12 protein-coding genes are annotated in these 16,265 nt (G+C 72.1%); 6 read left to right on the top strand and 6 right to left on the bottom strand.

Going from position 1 to position 16,265, the window contains the following annotated elements; genetic code table 11:
* The first annotated feature begins 95 nt into the window (after nt 1-95).
* Together ACIBSW_RS18595 and ACIBSW_RS18590 are read left to right on the top strand one after the other, a co-directional pair.
* Nucleotides 96-794 carry a thioredoxin domain-containing protein gene (locus tag ACIBSW_RS18595; protein ID WP_354726458.1) on the top strand — a complete coding sequence of 233 codons (699 nt, stop codon included), beginning with the start codon at nt 96-98 and terminating at the stop codon, nt 792-794.
* Nucleotides 794-1,414, top strand: a complete 621-nt coding sequence (locus ACIBSW_RS18590) for a vitamin K epoxide reductase family protein (protein WP_354726456.1) — start codon at nt 794-796, stop codon at nt 1,412-1,414. The genes ACIBSW_RS18595 and ACIBSW_RS18590 overlap by 1 nt, the downstream gene beginning before the upstream one ends.
* On the opposite strand, the gene ACIBSW_RS18585 is transcribed toward ACIBSW_RS18590, so the two are convergent.
* A complete protein-coding gene (locus ACIBSW_RS18585) occupies nt 1,383-2,420 on the bottom strand; it encodes a serine hydrolase domain-containing protein (protein ID WP_354726454.1) in 1,038 nt (345 codons plus the stop codon). The genes ACIBSW_RS18590 and ACIBSW_RS18585 overlap by 32 nt on opposite strands.
* Before the next feature lie 77 nt (nt 2,421-2,497).
* On the opposite strand from ACIBSW_RS18585, the gene ACIBSW_RS18580 reads away from it, so the two are divergent.
* A complete protein-coding gene (locus ACIBSW_RS18580; RefSeq protein ID WP_354726452.1) occupies nt 2,498-3,313 on the top strand; it encodes an aldo/keto reductase in 816 nt (271 codons plus the stop codon).
* Here ACIBSW_RS18580 and ACIBSW_RS18575 read toward each other — a convergent pair.
* Nucleotides 3,303-4,124 (bottom strand): hypothetical protein, encoded by an 822-nt coding sequence (locus ACIBSW_RS18575; protein ID WP_404799378.1) that lies wholly within the window; start codon nt 4,122-4,124, stop codon nt 3,303-3,305. The genes ACIBSW_RS18580 and ACIBSW_RS18575 overlap by 11 nt on opposite strands.
* Nucleotides 4,125-4,162: 38 nt before the next feature.
* Nucleotides 4,163-5,470, bottom strand: a complete 1,308-nt coding sequence (locus ACIBSW_RS18570) for a choice-of-anchor B family protein (RefSeq protein WP_354730038.1) — start codon at nt 5,468-5,470, stop codon at nt 4,163-4,165.
* Between the two features lie 292 nt (nt 5,471-5,762).
* Here ACIBSW_RS18570 and adhE point away from each other — a divergent pair, with 292 nt between their 5' ends.
* The 3 genes from adhE (at nt 5,763) to pflA (ending at nt 11,589) form a co-directional block, all read left to right on the top strand.
* Nucleotides 5,763-8,432, top strand: coding sequence for a bifunctional acetaldehyde-CoA/alcohol dehydrogenase (gene adhE / locus ACIBSW_RS18565; protein ID WP_354730040.1), 2,670 nt, complete (start codon nt 5,763-5,765; stop codon nt 8,430-8,432).
* 80 nt (nt 8,433-8,512) lie between these two features.
* Nucleotides 8,513-10,771, top strand: coding sequence for a formate C-acetyltransferase (gene pflB / locus ACIBSW_RS18560; RefSeq protein ID WP_354730042.1), 2,259 nt, complete (start codon nt 8,513-8,515; stop codon nt 10,769-10,771).
* Complete coding sequence (pflA, locus tag ACIBSW_RS18555) at nt 10,768-11,589, top strand: pyruvate formate-lyase-activating protein (RefSeq protein ID WP_354730044.1); 822 nt, start codon at nt 10,768-10,770, stop codon at nt 11,587-11,589. Before pflB ends, pflA begins: the two co-directional genes overlap by 4 nt.
* 12 nt (nt 11,590-11,601) lie before the next feature.
* Here the strand turns inward: pflA and ACIBSW_RS18550 are convergent, their stop codons facing one another.
* From ACIBSW_RS18550 to ACIBSW_RS18540, 3 genes are all read right to left on the bottom strand, one after another.
* A complete protein-coding gene (locus ACIBSW_RS18550; RefSeq protein WP_354730045.1) occupies nt 11,602-14,490 on the bottom strand; it encodes a hypothetical protein in 2,889 nt (962 codons plus the stop codon).
* A complete protein-coding gene (locus tag ACIBSW_RS18545; protein ID WP_354730047.1) occupies nt 14,483-14,962 on the bottom strand; it encodes a hypothetical protein in 480 nt (159 codons plus the stop codon). The genes ACIBSW_RS18550 and ACIBSW_RS18545 overlap by 8 nt, the downstream gene beginning before the upstream one ends.
* Nucleotides 14,963-15,027: 65 nt before the next feature.
* Nucleotides 15,028-16,059, bottom strand: a complete 1,032-nt coding sequence (locus tag ACIBSW_RS18540; protein ID WP_354730049.1) for a Ppx/GppA phosphatase family protein — start codon at nt 16,057-16,059, stop codon at nt 15,028-15,030.
* Nucleotides 16,060-16,265 lie beyond the last annotated feature (206 nt).

Raw genomic sequence — 16,265 nt, 5'->3', positions numbered from 1 at the left:
CGGCGTACGCCGATCCGGCCATGCGGTCGGCCGAACCCTCCTAGCCTGGAGAAATGGTGGCCAAGCAACCGAGCAAAGGCGCAAGGACGGTCGCCGTGAAGGCCGACCACGGGCCGCGGTGGCCGCTCATCGTCGGCGCGGTCGTCATCATCGGGCTGGTGGTCGCGATCGTGGTCACCGTCGTGAAGGCCGGCGACACCGATTCCACGGCCCGGCCCGCCGCGTCCGGTCCGGTCGTGCCGCCGCAGGGCAGCGAGGGCGGCGCGCTGGTCACCGGCCGCGCCGAGGCCCCGGTCCGGCTGGAGGTGTACGCGGACTACATGTGCCCGTACTGCGGCCGGTTCGAGCGCGCCAACGGCGCCGAGATCGCCCGGCTGATCGGCGCCGGCACCGTGCGCCAGTACCTGCACCCGCTCGCCTTCCTCGACGAGCAGTCGGAGGGGACCCGCTACTCCAGCCGGGCCGCCAACGCCGCCGCGACCGTGCAGGACCGGGCGCCGGACAAGCTGCTCGCGTTCAACTCGGCGCTCTACGCCGACCAGCCCGCCGAGGGCAGCGAGGGCCTGTCCGACGAGCAGATCGCCGGGCTGGCCCGCCAGGCCGGCGTGCCGGAGCCGGTCGTCGGCGCGTTCGGTCAGGGGATCTTCGAGCCGTGGGTCGCCGCGTCGACCGAGGAGGCGTTCGCCGCGGGTCTCGAGGGCACACCGTTTGTGAAGATCAACGGCAAGGTGTTCGAGGGCGACCTGTACGCGGTCGGCCCGCTGACCCAGGCGATCACCGAGGCGGCTGGGTGATGCGGGACCCGCTGACCTGGTTCCGTCAGCTGCGCCACGCCGACGCCTGGATCTACGGCACGATGCTGTTCTCGGCCTGCCTGAGCCTGCTGGCCTCGTTCGTCCTGTCGGTCGACGCGGTGCGCCTGGCCGCGGACCCGCATCTCAACCTGTCCTGCGACATCAACGACGTGATCAGCTGCGGCACGGTCGCGGAGAGCTGGCAGGCGCAGCTGTTCGGCTTCCCGAACGCGTTCCTCGGGCTGGTCGCCGAGCCCGTCGTGATCACCATCGCCGTCGCGAGCCTGGCGGGGGTCCGGTTCCCCCGCGGGTTCATGTTCGCCGCCCAGGTGGTCTACACCATCGGCGTCGTCTTCGCGTACTGGCTGCTGTACCAGGCGATGGTCAACATCGGCGCGCTGTGCCCGTGGTGCCTGCTGGTCACGGTCTCCACCACGCTGGTCTTCGGCACGCTCACCCACGTGAACATCCGGGACGACAACCTGTACCTGCCCGCCCGGGCGCAGCGGGCCGCGGCCCGCTTCATCGACGCGGACTACGACGTCCTCGTCATCACGATCTGGCTGCTCACCCTCGCCCTGATCGTCGTCAGCAAGTACGGGACGGCCCTGTTCGGGTGACGGGCAGGCGGTGGCAGATGAACTCGGAGACCTGCGACGCGATCGGCGGGTCGAGGTTGGCCAGCACGGCCACGACATTGCCGGAGTCGGGAAAGATCGTCAGTTCGGCGCTCGCGCCCGGAAATCCGCCGATGCAGCCGAGCGTGCGGACGCCGTACACCGTGCGGTCGAGGAAGCCGTAGGCGACGCACCTGCCGCTCCAGCCGGCGTTCAGCTTCGCCGTGGTCACCAGGTCAGTGTGCCGCGCGTCGAGTAGCCGATGGCCGGTCAGCGCGGTGGCGAAGCGCCACAGGTCCTCGACCGTGGTGTAGGCGCCGCCCGCGGGCGAGGCCCGGTACGCCAGGAGGTCGGTGTTGCGGAAGACCTGCCCGTCCTCGGCCGCGTACCCGACGGCCAGGTCGGTCACCGTCGCGAACGGCAGCGTCCCGCTGCGCTCCATCCCCGCCGGCGCGAACACGTGCTCGTCCACGTAGTCGTGGTAGCTCCGGCCGCTGACCTGCTCGATCACCGCGCCCAGCAGGATGAACCCGTAGTTGCTGTAGTCGAACCAGGCGCCCGGCTCGAACCGGGGCGCCCGCTCGCCGAACAGCCGCACAAAGTCGGCGACGGTGCGGAGCTCGGTGCGGTGCTCCTCGTACTCCGGCGAGTAGAAGTCCCCGGTGCCGCCGGTGTGCGTCAGCAGGTGATGGACGGTGACCTTGGTGGCGACCTCGGAGTTGGGGTAGTCGGTCAGGTAGGTGCCCACCGGCGCGCCGGGGTCGACCTGGCCGGCCTGGGTCAGCTGCGCGACCGCCACCGCGGTGAACATCTTGGTGAGCGAGGCGCTGTAGAAGCGGGTCGACACCTCGTTCGGGATCTTCTGCTCCCGGTCGGCCATGCCGTACGCCTCGGCCAGGATCCTCTCGTCGCCGCGGCAGACCAGCACGGCCCCGGCGAATCGCTCCTCTTCGGACTCCGGCGCCGCGATCGCCCGGAAGCCGCGCACCCAAACGTCTGCCTCTCCCATCCCGCGACGCTATGCCCACCGTCGCGGGCCGCACACCGAATTTCCGATAGCGTTGGCCTCCGACCGGGGGAGACGAGTTGACACTGACGACGCGGCGGCTGGGATTCGGCGCCATGCGGCTGCCGACCGAGGCGGGTGCCGCCCGGGAGGCCTCGAAGGCGATCCTCCGGCGCGCCGTCGAGCTGGGCGTCACCCTGATCGACACCGCGCACCTGTACGGCTGGGGAGCCAACGAGGAGCTGATCGCCGAGGCCCTGCACCCCTACCCGGACGGGCTGCTCATCACCACCAAGGTCGGCATCACGCGCACGGACACCGACCCCGGGTGGCGAATGGACGGCCGGCCGGCCTCGCTGCGCGCCCAGGTCGACCAGGCGCTGCGCCGGCTGCGCGTCGAGCGGATCGAGCTGCTCCAGCTGCACCGGATCGACCCGGAGACGCCGCTCGCCGATCAGCTCGGTGCGCTGCGCGAGCTGCGGGCCGAGGGCAAGATCGGGCGGATCGGGCTGTCCGAGGTCGGCGTCGACGAGCTGGACCAGGCGCGCGCGATCGTCGAGGTGGCGAGCGTGCAGAACCGCTACAACCTGCTCGACCGCGAGCACGAGCCCGTGCTCGCCGCCTGCGAGCGGGCGGACATCGCGTTCCTGCCGTGGCGGCCCGTCGCGGCCGGCACCTCGGGAACGACGGCCGCCGTCGCCGCGGTGGCGGCCGAGGCCGGCGCCACCGCGACGCAGGTCTCGCTCGCCTGGCTCCTGCACCGCTCGCCGGTGATCTTTCCGATTCCGGGTACCGCCCGGGTGGAGCATCTCGAGGAGAACCTGGCCGCCGAGGGGCTCCGCCTCTCCCCCGCCCAGCTCGCCGTCCTGGACGGCCTGCACCAGGTCAGGTCGTGAAGATGGTGAACGCCACCTGACGGACCGCGCCGCCGGCGCGGAACTGCAGGAACAGCCGCTTGTCGCCGCGCTCGGCGAAGGCGGCGTGGAAGGCGAGCACGCCGTCGGCCGGCGCGCCGCCGGTGGCGTCGGCCGGCAGCGGGTGCAGGTGCTTGAGGCCCTGCGTGCGCACCTCGAAGTTGGACAGGTGCGCGTACGCGCCGAGGTACGGCTCCAGCGCCGCCGGGCGGCCGTCGCGCAGGATCTGGAACCGCAGCGCGGTCTGCGTGCCGGAGGCCAGGTCGGCGACGCCGTCGAGGCGGCGCACGGTGTACGGGCCCGACCTGATCTCCGCCCGTGGCGCGGGCACCGGGACCATGCTGGTATCGCCGGCGATGACGAACGGCACGCCGAGCACGGTGGGATCGGCGGCCGCGGGGCGTCCGTGCGGCGTGAACTCGGCGTACACCCGGTAGGCGCCGCCGTCGGTGATGGTCACCGGCGCCGTCCACGCGCCGTCGACGACCTCGGGGTGCAGGTGCTGGTAGCCGGACAGGTCGTCACGCAGCACGTACATGTGCATCGGCTTGGTGTGCACGTACTGGAAGTCGGTGGCCGTACCGGCCGGGCCGGTGATGCGCAACGACACCCGGCCCGGGCCGCGGCCGGTGGGCAGCGCCAGCGGCTCCGCGCGGAAGCCGTCGTAGGCGTCGGAGAGCCCGTCGCTGTGGTAGGCGACCCTGCTCGGCACCGGGGCCGGCGCGGGGGCCGCGGACGGCGCCCGGCTGTCGGCGAACAGGTAGGCGGCCCCGGCGAAGCCGGCGAGCGTCACCGCCGCCGAGAGGCGGCGGTGACGCGAGGCGCGGCCGGTCAGCGTACGGCCGCCGCGCCGGTGGGCCGCACGAGGAACAGCCCGACGCCGATGCTCTGCACGGCGACCACCCCGTTCTTCAGGTACGGCAGCGCCATCCAGCTTCCGCTGTAGCCGCTGGCGTTGGAGGCCGGGTCGACGTCGAAGTAGCCGACCTCGGGCAGCTGGGCCGAGGCGGCGGAGGTGGTGTCGAGGATCCGCAGGCCGCCGCGGTACGACGCCTGGAAGTGCCGGTTGCCGACCGTGTAGCCGTTGTGGTTGACGAACTCGCCACGGACGGCGACGTCCTTGCCGACGTAGCGGGCGGCGTCGAGCTTCTCGATGTTGTAGACGAACTCGGGGCTGCCGCCGCGCGTGCTGATCGTCTCGTCGTTGACGATCATGTGCTTGTAGTCGGCGGTCGCGAAGCCCTGGTGGATGAAGCTGGCGCCCGGATGGGTGACGCTGGACAGGACCTTGATGTTCGCCTTGTCGGTGACGTCGAGGATCTGGAACCGCTTGCCCTGGCCGGTGAAGTTGAACGCGATCTCGCGGCCGGTGAACCGGGTGTCCGGGCCGGCGTAGTTCACCACGATCGACTCGTGCGAGTAGACCTCACGGTTGTAGCACCCGACCTGCCGGAGCGTGAGCGCCGTCTTGATGTCGTAGATGGTGAGGCCCTTGCTGCAGGTGCTCGCCCCGGAGACGTACAGGAATCCGGTGGTCTGGTTGATCCACAGGGTGTGGCTGTTCGTCAGGCCGGTGAAGCGGGCGTCGGCGGTGAACGTCTGCGGGGTGGTCACGCCGCGCAATTTGTTGAGGTTGAAGATCTGGATGCCGTGGGATACCGAATCCTTGCCGATGTAGGCGTAGTTCCGGTAGGTGCGGATGTCGCACCACGACGAGCTGACGCCATTCGCGGACGGCAGATTCCCGAGGTATCTCGGGTTGCCCGGGTCGGTGACGTTGACGAAGGACACGCCGTTGGAGCGGCAGTACAGGATGTATTCGTTGCTGTCGGTGGTGTCGGCCCAGTACCACATGCTCGACGAGCCGCCGCCGCCCAGCGCGGACTGCGGCAGGAAGCTGAGCAGGTCGACGTTCTTGCACGGGTACCTGTCGGCGAGGCCGTTGACGCAGGTCACCGGCGCGCCGGCGAGACGCTCGCCGCTGCGCCAGGTGGGCTCGTAGATGCGGAGCAGCTCCGCCTGCTCGGTCTTGCCTTCCGGGGTGTCCGGGTCGTGCGCCGTGGCCGGCGGGCCCGCGAAGGCCAGCAACAGCAGGAGCGTGGTGGCGGCAAGCGTCGTGCGACGTACTCCTCGGAGCATGGTCAACGCCCTTTCGCGCGGAGGAGTCGGCGCGGGCAGGGTTTGGCACGCGCCGGGTGCGTGCCTGAACGCTAAGCATCCATTCGATGCACGTCAATATTAGTGTGATGATTGAGCGCCATATTCATGCGGGAGCGTACAGGCATATCGCAGAGCAGATAGGCCAGACGTTATGAATGCATCCGGATAGTCAGACGTTGGTATCGGTCGATTCGGTGCGCCGCGGCGACGGGCGGGGGTCATCCTCGAACGGGGAACGCCTGCCGCCGGATACCGATGGGGTGACGGAACCATGACCGACGTCTCGATCATGATCGATGGCCTGGCGGCCGCCGGGTTGAAGGCCCTCGCCGACTACGACGCGCTCGACCAGGAGCAGATCGACCACATCGTGAAGAAGGCGTCGGTCGCGGCCCTCGACCAGCACGCCGCGCTGGCCCGGCTCGCCGTCGAGGAGACCGGGCGCGGCATCTTCGAGGACAAGGCGGTCAAGAACATCTTCGCGTGCGAGCACGTCACGCACAGCATGGCGAAGCTGCGCACCGTCGGCGTGATCAGCGAGGACGACATCACCGGCATCACCGAGATCGCCGATCCGGTCGGCGTGATCGCGGGGATCACCCCGACCACGAACCCGACCTCGACGGCGATCTTCAAGGCCCTGCTGGCGCTCAAGACCCGCAACCCGATCGTGTTCGCGTTCCACCCGGCCGCCCAGCAGTGCAGCGTCGCCGCGGCGCGCGTCGTCCGGGACGCCGCGATCGCGGCCGGGGCACCGGAGAACTGCATCCAGTGGATCGACCAGCCGTCCGTCGAGGCCACCACCGCCCTCATGCACCACAGCGGCATCGCCACCATCCTGGCCACCGGCGGCAACAACATGGTCAAGGCGGCGTACTCGGCGGGCAAGCCGGCGCTCGGCGTCGGCGCCGGCAACGTGCCGGCCTGGATCGAGGCGAGCGCGAAGCTGCCGCGGGCCGTCAACGACATCGTGTTGTCGAAGTCGTTCGACAACGGCATGGTGTGCGCCTCCGAGCAGGCGGCGATCCTCGACGACACGATCTACGACGCCGCGCTGGCGGAGTTCCGCGGGCTGGGCGCGTACCTGGTCACCGAGGACGAGAAGCGCAAGCTCGAGGAGTTCGTCTTCGGCACCGCGGCGTTCGGCAAGTCGTGCAGCGGCGCGCGGCTCAACCACGACGTGGTGGGCATGTCACCGGCGTGGATCGCCGAGCACGCCGGGTTCAGCGTCCCGCCGAACACCTCGGTGCTGCTGGCAGAGGTCGGCGAGGTCGGCGAGAACGAGCCGCTGACCCGGGAGAAGCTGTGCCCGATCCTGGCCGTGCTGCGGGTCGGCTCGCGGGAGGAGGGCCTGCGGGCCGCCACCGAGATGGTGGAGTTCCACGGGCTCGGCCACAGCGCGGTGATCCACACCGAGGACCCGGAGCTGGTCGTGGAGTTCGGCAAGCGGGTCAGGGCGGTCCGGGTGATCTGGAACTCGCCGGCGTCGCAGGGCGGCATCGGCGACATGTACAACGCGTTCCTGCCGTCGCTGACGCTGGGCTGCGGCAGCTACGGGGGCAACTCGGTCTCGGACAACGTCTCGGCGGTCAACCTCATCAACATCAAGCGGATCGGGCGGCGCACCAACAACCTGCAGTGGTTCAAGGTGCCGTCGAAGATCTACTTCGAGCCGCACGCCATCCGCTACCTGAGCGACATGCCCGACGTGCACCGGGTCACCATCGTCACCGACGCGACGATGACCCGGCTCGGCTTCGTCGACCGGATCAGCCGGGTCCTGCAGCGGCACCCGAACCGGGTGGTGCTGCAGATCATCGACGACGTCGAACCGGAGCCGCGGATGACCAGCGTCGACCGCGGCGCCGAGCTGATGCGCTCGTTCCGCCCGGACACGATCATCGCGCTCGGCGGCGGCTCGGCGATGGACGCGGCCAAGGTGATGTGGCTCAAGTACGAGCACCCGGAGGTCGACTTCGACGACATGCGGGAGAAGTTCTTCGACATCCGCAAGCGCGCGTTCGCGTTCCCGAGCCTCGGCGAGCGGGCCCGCCTGGTCTGCGTGCCGACGACCTCGGGCACCGGCGCGGAGGTGACGCCGTTCGCGGTCATCACCGATCACCGCACCGGCAAGAAGTACCCGCTCGCCGACTACGCGCTGACCCCGACGGTCGCGATCATCGATCCGGCGCTGACCGCGAGCATGCCCCGGGCGATCGCCGCCGACAGCGGGTTCGACGCGCTCACCCACGCGATCGAGGCGTACGTGTCGGTCTACGCCAACGACTTCACCGACGGCCTCGCCCTGCACGCCATCCGGCTGATCTTCGCCAACCTCGAGGAGTCGGTGGTCAACGGCGACGCCGACGCCCGGGAACGGATGCACAACGCCGGCACGATCGCCGGGATGGCGTTCGGCAGCGCCTTCCTCGGCATCGTGCACGCCATGTCGCACACGCTCGGCGGCACGTACCACATCGCGCACGGCCGTACCAACGCCGTGCTGCTGCCGCACGTGATCCGCTACAACGGCAGCGCGCCGTCGAAGCTGTCCGGCTGGCCGAAGTACGAGAGCTACACCGCGCCGCGGCGCTTCGCCGACATCGCCGGCATGCTCGGCCTGCCGGCCGACAGCCCGGACGAGGCGGTGGAGTCGCTCGCCGCGGCGGTGGAGCGGCTGCGGACCGCGGTCGGCATCGAGTCGTCGTTCGCGGAGCTCGGCGTCGACGAGGAGACGTTCATGGCCGCGCTGCCGCAGCAGGCCCTCAACGCGTACGAGGACCAGTGCGCGCCGGCCAACCCGCGCGCGCCGATGCTCGACGACATGCAGAAGCTCATGGCCGCGGCCTACCACGGGACCGCGCCGAAGCTGCCGGGGCGCCGGGGCGGTGCGCGTACCAAGGTGAAGCTCGCCGCGGAGTCGGCGGCCGCCGCTCGGTGACGTCTGACCGATGGCGTTCGACGGACATCCCGCGGCGACTGGACCACGATGGTAGGCGGGACACCACCGGGGGGATCGACATGAGCGCGACCGTTATCGACACGACCACCACCGGACTCGACCCGTGGCGCGGGTTCGCCGGTGACGACTGGCGGACCGGCATCGCGGTGCGCGACTTCATCCAGGCCAACTACGAGCCGTACACGGGGGACTCGTCGTTCCTGGCCGGCCCGACCGACCGTACCCGCGGGATCTGGGACAGGCTGTCGAAGATGTTCCCGGTCGAGCGGGAACGCGGCATCTACGACGTCGACGCGCACACCCCGTCGACCATCACCAGCCACGAGCCCGGCTACATCGACCGCGGCAGCGAGCTGATCGTCGGGCTGCAGACCGACGCGCCGCTGCGCCGCGCGATCATCCCGAACGGCGGCTGGCGGATGGTCGAGGGCGGGCTCCGGGCGTACGGGTACGAGCCCGACCCGGCCGTCGCGGAGATCTTCACCAAGTACCGCAAGACCCACAACGACGGCGTCTTCGACGCGTACACCCCGGACATCATCGCCGCCCGCCGGTCGCACATCATCACCGGCCTGCCCGACGCGTACGGCCGGGGCCGGATCATCGGCGACTACCGCCGCGTCGCCCTGTACGGCGTCGACGCGCTGATCGCCGCGAAGCAGGCCGACAAGGACGCCTGCGCGGCGCAGCCGATGACCGAGGACACCGTACGCCGCCGCGAGGAGCTGTCCGAGCAGATCCGCGCCCTGGCCGAGCTCAAGCAGATGGCCGCGACGTACGGGTACGACATCTCCGGCCCGGCCCGCACCGGCCGCCAGGCCATCCAGTGGCTGTACTTCGCCTACCTGGCCGCGGTGAAGGAGCAGAACGGCGCCGCGATGTCGCTGGGCCGCACGTCCACGTTCATCGACGTCTACCTGCAGCGCGACATCGCCGAGCACCGGCTAACCGAGTCGCAGGCGCAGGAGCTGGTCGACGACTTCGTGATCAAGCTGCGGATCGTGCGGTTCCTGCGCACGCCGGAGTACGACGAGCTGTTCTCCGGCGACCCGACCTGGGTCACCGAGGCGATCGGCGGGATCGGCGCCGACGGCCGCCCGCTGGTCACCCGCAGCAGCTTCCGGTACCTGCAGACCCTCTACAACCTGGGCCCGGCGCCGGAGCCGAACCTGACCGTGCTCTGGTCGCCCGCGCTGCCGCGGGGCTTCAAGGACTTCTGCGCGCAGGTGTCGATCGACACCAGCGCGATCCAGTACGAGTCCGACGACCTGATGCGGCCCCGCTTCGGCGACGACACCGCGATCGCCTGCTGCGTGTCCGCGATGGCCGTCGGCAAGCAGATGCAGTTCTTCGGCGCCCGGGTCAACCTCGCCAAGACCCTGCTGTACGCGATCAACGGCGGCCGCGACGAGAACAGCGGCGCACAGGTCGGCCCGGCGCTGCCGCCGCTGGAGGGCGACGTGCTCGACTACGACCAGGTCGTCGAGCGGTTCGACACGATGATGGAGTGGCTGGCCGCCACCTACGTCAACGCCCTCGACATCATCCACTACATGCACGACAAGTACGCCTACGAGCGCATCGAGATGGCCCTGCACGACACCGACATCCTGCGCACCCTGGCGTGCGGCATCGCCGGCCTGTCGGTCGCCGCCGACTCGCTGTCGGCGATCAAGTACGCCGAGGTCCACCCGGTCCGCAAGGACGGCCTGGTCGTCGACTACATCGTCGACGGCTACTTCCCGGCGTACGGCAACAACGACGATCGCGTCGACTCCATCGCCGTCGGGCTGGTCGAGACGTTCATGGCCAAGATCCGCACGCACCCGACGTACCGGCAGGCGGTGCACACCCAGTCGGTGCTCACGATCACCTCGAACGTGGTCTACGGCAAGCACACCGGCAACACCCCGGACGGCCGCCGGGCCGGGCAGCCGTTCGCGCCGGGCGCGAACCCGATGAACGGCCGCGACAAGCACGGCATGGTCGCCGCGGCGCTGTCGGTGGCGAAGCTGCCGTACGAGCACGCCCTGGACGGGATCTCGCTGACCACCACGGTCACCCCGAACGGCCTCGGCAGCACCCGCGACGAGCAGGTCCGCAACCTCGTCGGCGTCCTCGACGGCTACACCTCGACCTACGGGTTCCACATGAACGTCAACGTGCTCAACCGGGCCACCCTCGAGGACGCGATGGCGCACCCGGAGAACTATCCGCAGCTGACCATCCGGGTCTCCGGGTACGCGGTCAACTTCGTGCGCCTGACGCCGGAGCAGCAGCGCGACGTCGTCTCCCGCACCTTCCACGGCGCACTGTGAACGCCACCGCGGTCCAGCGTCCCGACCTGGGCATCACTCTGGCCGATGCGCGCACGCCGCGCGGTGAACTCGTCGCGATGGTGCACTCGTGGGACGTGGTGACCGCCGCCGACGGGCCCGGCACCCGGTTCGTCACCTTCTTCGCCGGCTGCCCCCTGCGCTGCCTGTACTGCCAGAACCCGGACACCTGGGAGGGCCGCAACGGCCAGCGCGTCACCCTCGACGACCTGGTCGGCAAGATGCTCGGCTTCAAGGCGTTCATCCAGGCGTCCGGCGGCGGGGTGACCGTCTCCGGCGGCGAGCCGCTGCTGCAGAGCACCTTCATCGAGGCGTACCTGCACCGCTGCAAGCAGGAGGGCATGCACACCGCCCTGGACACCGCCGGATTCCTCGGCGCCCGGGCGAGCGACGGGCTCCTCGACGACACCGACCTGGTCCTGCTCGACGTCAAGTCCAGCGACCCGGAGACGTACCGGAAGGTCACCGGCGTCGGCCTTGAGCCGACCCTCGCGTTCGGCGACCGGCTCGCGGCCCGGGGCAACCGCATCCGCATCCGGTACGTGCTCGTGCCCGGCCTGACCGACGACCCGGACAACGTCGCCGGCGTCGCCGACATCGCCGCCGGCTGGGGCTCGGCCGCGGACGGCGGCATCGTCGAGCAGGTCGACATCCTCGGCTACCACCGGCTCGGCGTCGCCAAGTACCGCGAGCTCGGTCAGGCGTACCCGCTGGCGGAGACCCCCGCGGCGACGCCGGAGCAGATCGCCGCGGCCGCCGCGCACTTCGCCCGCCGCGGCCTGCGCGTCACCACGTCCTGATCCTTGCAACCCTCACCGGCCGGCCCGGAGGCCGTCGACGATCGCGATCAGGAGCGCCTCGCCGAGCCGCTCGCGGTAGCCGAGCACCTCCGCCGACGGCGGCCCGCCGTAGGCGCTGAGCAGGATCTCGACGGACACCACGTTGTGCCCGACGAGTACCCGCTGCGACGACATCGTCGTCACCACGGGCACCGTGCGGACCGGACCGGTGAGCGTGAAGTCGCTGCGGTACGCCGGGTACGGCACGGCCGGGGCCTTCGCGCCGGCGTATCCGCCGTCCAACAGGCCGTTGTCGCTCACCGTCGAGGGGAGCGTGAGCCGCCCACACCGGTCGGTCAGCTCCCGATCGAGCCGGAAGTCGCGGACCGGCGTCACGTACGACGTGATGCCGACGGTGACGGTCACCTCCGGGTGGGGGCCGACGGGCATCTTGTACCTCCGCGTGACGTCCGCGGTGCGGGGCCGCGCGCGCTCCACCTTCCCGTGCCGGACGAGCGCCGCGCGGCAGGCCTCGGGCCGGACGTCCGGGACCGTGCCGTCGTCCGGGGAGTCAGTCTCGACGCGCCGGTGCCCGGCCGGAAGCAGCGGGTCGGCGACGGCCAGCGCCGCGTCGGCCGCGGCGGCGTCGACGGGACGACCGGGGTCGCCGCCGCCCACCGAGGCGGGCAGGGACGGCACCGTGAGGAGGGGACCCGGGTCGCGGCCGGGCGCCGTGTCGAGGGAGGCCAGGTAGTCCGACCAGTCGTGCGGGCCGACGGCCACCGGTGGCACGGCTCCGACGGCCAGCGCCGCGCCGAGGACCCCGGCGAGCACGCCCGCGGCGATCGCGGAAACGCGGCCGGTGGCCTGCCGCCGCCGGTACCGGTCCACGAGCAGCACGCCGGCCATCAGCGCCGGCAGGGTCAGCACGGCCGCGACGAAGAGCTGCCACATCGGCCAGCGGACCGCGTCGAGCAGCACGTCCAGGCTGCGCCCGCGGCCGCCGGCGGCGGCGACGCCGAACGTCACCGCACCGGCCAGGGCCGCGGCGACGAACCCGCCGGCCAGCGCGCCGGGGATCGCGGGCACCGCCGCACCGCGCCGGCGGCCGGACAGCAGGACGACCAGGACCACCCATCCGGCGCAGGCACAGATCATGGAACGCTGGCTGACCAGTACGAACAGCTGGTCGTCGGAGGCGGCGGAGTCGATCCGCAGGTGCCAGGTCAGCCCGGCGGCGACTCCGCCGACCAGCGCCGCGACACCGATCGCCCACGCCACGACGGACGCCGGCACGGCACGGCGGCCCAGCGCGGCGAGCGCACAGCCGACCAGGACGAGCGGCGGCGCCCACCGCCACTCCCACAGCCCGGCGCCCATCAGCATGGTCCGGCCATGGTTCGGGTCCGCGGCCTGCAGGTGTCCGATCAGGACCCAGATCAAGGTGGTGAACGCGACGGTCCACGCGGCCGCGGCGGCGAGGACCGCGCCGACGGCCCGGCCGGCCCGGTCGGCCGACACGGCGAGCCCGGCGGTCAGGACCGCCACGCCGGCCGCGACCACTGCCATCGTCGCTACGGCGACGGTGAGATGGCCGGCGAAGAGTCCCTGCCAGAGCCCGAGGGACGACCTCGTCGCCTGTCCCGGAAACTGGACCAGGAAGCCCGCGAGCATGCCGAGCACCGCGCCGGCGACGGGGCCCGGCCAGGTCGCCGCGCCCCCGGCCTGTCGTGCCCGGCGGCACCACGCCGGGACGATCACGCCCGCCCACAGCAGACTCCCGGCGGCGGTCGCGAGGTTCAGCGGCAGCCGGGCGTCCCACCCCAGGCCGAGGCCCGACAGGGCGGTGAAGACGGACTGCATCGTCAGCATCGCCAGCATGCCGGCGACGGCGCTGACGGCGAACCCGCCCTCCCAGCGGTCCGCCGCGGCCGGGTCGAGGCCGGCCCGCACCGCCGGCGACGGATGCACCTCCCACACCCGCCGGAACCACGCCGCATGCCGCCGGGCGGCCGGATCGAGCACGCTGCTCATCGCGTACGGGTCACCGAGGACCTCCCGCGCGTAGCGGTCCGCCGCGAGCTCACGCCGACGCAGCAGCGCCGCCCGCAGGCCGAGCACGATCACCGAGAGCGCGACCGCCAGCGCGAGCGAGGGCAGGTACTGGTCGAGAATCACCGGTCGCAGGCGGGGCCACCGCGCCAGCGGGCTCAGCGCCACGAGCAGCGCCGGCACGCTCAGCCAGCCGGTCCACCACACCGCCGCGGCCCAGGACACGTCGCGGGACCGCACGTGTGCGAGTTCGTGCAGCACCAGCACGTCGAACCGGGCCGGCTCCAGGTAGGCGTGGCCCAGCGGCAGCACGACCCGCGGCGCCGCGAACGGCAGGCCGGTGGTGAACGCCTGCCGCCCGGACGCGTACGGCGCGGTCAGGACCAGCCGGGGGCGCCGCCGCCCGGTGAGGCCGAGCAGGTCGCACCAGGCCTCGAAGCGTTCCGCCGCGAGCCCGGCCGCGGCGGTGTGGGGCGCGGTCACCGCGTCGCGCGACAGCCGCCACCGCACCAGCAGCGCACCGCCGATCATCAGCAGCATGGCGGCCGCCGGCAGCAGGACGGCGCCGGCCAGCAGGAAAAGGCCCTGGTCGCGCGCCCACGGCGCGACGCACGCCTGGATCCGCTCCCGGATCTCGGGGCTCTGCTGCCACGGCGAATCGACCCCCTGCGGGGCCTGCCAGCCGATGCCCTGCTGGTCCAGGCAGCGGATCGCGGCCGCCGGCTGCCGCGCGCTGTACGCGTCGCGCATCGCCACAGCGGCGCCGCCACCGAGCAGCATCAACGCCACCGCCACCAGGACGTACGCCGAGATGAGGCGGCGCGGCGCGGCGACCGCCGGCGAACCGGCGACGGCGGCCGGGCTACTCATCGACGGGGTCGGCCTCCGCCAGAGCCTGGCTCAGGGCGCCGTGCACGGCGTCGGCGAGCATCGTCGCCTCGGCCGGGCCGAGCCCGAGCGTCGTCGCGTGCCGTACGCACGCCGCCCGCAGGGCCTCCACCTGGTCCGGGTCGAGCGTCACCCGCGTGGCCGGTCCGGGTCGGGCATCGCGTCGGCGCCGGAACCACCGGCGCCGGCGGCCCCACGCGGCGACCGTCGCGGCACCCAGCACCTCCGCCGCGGCACCCAGCAGTACCGGGCCGATCACCTCGGCGAGCAGCATCGGCTCGATCCCCGAGCCGACCGATCCGCCGGTCCGGCCGCGGCGCCCGGCGCCGGCGTCCCACCGCGCGGTGGCCGCCGCGTACAGGTCGATCTGATCCGGCGCGGCGGTGAGCACCGCCGCGCGCGCCAACTCTCCCAACTCGACGGTCACCGTCTTGTCGGTGGTGCGTTCCGGCACATGAACTCCTCGTGACGCATTGAGATCAGTGCGTACAGGATAGACGCGCCCGACACCGCCGTGGGTCAACTTCGTCTCGCCGCGGACGGGCCCAGCACCGTCGCCGCGCGAGGTTGATTGCGTATCCCGGGGTACCGGTCGGTGAGCGGCCACGGCCGCTGTGCCGGGGTGGGCACGCCGAGGGTGTCCAGCCGGTGCAGGATCGCGCCCTCGCGCAGCGCCCAGGGGCAGATGTGCAGCTCGCTGACCTTCAGCGCGCGCATCGCGGCGCCCGCCACCAGCGCGCCGGCGACCAGCTGGTGCGCCCGGCCCGGGCTGACCCCGTCCAGGCCCGCCAGGTCGGCCGAGGCCATCCGGCTGATGAATCCGAACAGCTGATGCAGTCCGCTGTCGGTCAGCGTGCGCGGCGCCCGCAGCCCGGCGCCGGGCGGGGCCGCCCCGGCGAGCTGGGCCAGCGAGCGGAACGTCTTCGAGGTGCCGACGGCGAGGTCGTACTGCCCGCCGCGGCGCAGCTGCCGGGCGACCGGCGCGAGCGCGGCGTCCAGGTCCGCCGAGAGCTGGTCGAGGTCGCCGCGGGCGGGCGGGTTCTCGGCGAGCCGCTGCCGGGTGAGCCGGCCGGCGCCGAGCGGCAGCGACAGTGCCACCTCGGGGTCCTCGTCGATGCCGACGGCGAGCTCCAGCGATCCGCCGCCGATGTCGAGCACCAGCAGCCGACCGGCCGACCAGCCGAACCAGCGGCGGACGGCGAGGAACGTGTAACGGGCCTCGTCCTCGCCGGACAGCAGTTGCAGGACGATGCCGGTCTCCGCCCGGACCCGGGACAGGACGGCGGCCGAGTTGCTCGCGTCGCGCAGCGCCGAGGTCGCGAACGCGAGCAGCTCCTCGCAGCCCGCGTTCATCGCGGCCAGCCGCGCCCGCGCGACGGCACGCACCAGGCCGTCGGCGCCGGCCTCGGTCAGCCGTCCCGCCTCGACGTGCTCGGCCAGCCGCAGCTGGGTCTTCTCCGAGTGCATGGGTGTCGGGTGGCCGCCGCGGTGCGCGTCGACGACGAGCAGATGCACGGTGTTCGAGCCGACGTCCAGCACACCGAGCCGCATGTAGAGACGGTATCCGCGGGGTCCGCCCGGCTGAATGAACGAGCGTTAGGTTTCATCGGACGTTCACTCGCGGAACATGATTCGCCGGCGTGGGGGGGGGGGGGGGGGGCCCCCCCCCCCCCCCCCCCGGGGGGCGGGGGGGGGGGCGGGGGGGGGGCGGCGGGGGGGGGGGCGCGGTGGCGCCCGGGGGGGGAGGGTGGGGGCCC

Source organism: Actinoplanes sp. NPDC049668 (assembly GCF_044465445.1).
GTDB lineage: Bacteria > Actinomycetota > Actinomycetes > Mycobacteriales > Micromonosporaceae > Actinoplanes.
Note: the sequence above shows the minus strand (reverse complement) of the source record. Positions and strands in the feature narration are given on the sequence as shown.

What these genes read in the sequence shown, in the direction of transcription:
- ACIBSW_RS18590 (WP_354726456.1), top strand. Translation starts at nt 794, where the DNA reads ATGCGGGACCCGCTGACCTGGTTCCGTCAGCTGCGCCACGCCGACGCC.
- ACIBSW_RS18585 (WP_354726454.1), bottom strand. Translation starts at nt 2,420, where the DNA reads ATGGGAGAGGCAGACGTTTGGGTGCGCGGCTTCCGGGCGATCGCGGCG.
- ACIBSW_RS18570 (WP_354730038.1), bottom strand. Translation starts at nt 5,470, where the DNA reads ATGCTCCGAGGAGTACGTCGCACGACGCTTGCCGCCACCACGCTCCTG.
- adhE (WP_354730040.1), top strand. Translation starts at nt 5,763, where the DNA reads ATGACCGACGTCTCGATCATGATCGATGGCCTGGCGGCCGCCGGGTTG.
- pflB (WP_354730042.1), top strand. Translation starts at nt 8,513, where the DNA reads ATGAGCGCGACCGTTATCGACACGACCACCACCGGACTCGACCCGTGG.
- ACIBSW_RS18550 (WP_354730045.1), bottom strand. Translation starts at nt 14,490, where the DNA reads ATGAGTAGCCCGGCCGCCGTCGCCGGTTCGCCGGCGGTCGCCGCGCCG.
- ACIBSW_RS18540 (WP_354730049.1), bottom strand. Translation starts at nt 16,059, where the DNA reads ATGCGGCTCGGTGTGCTGGACGTCGGCTCGAACACCGTGCATCTGCTC.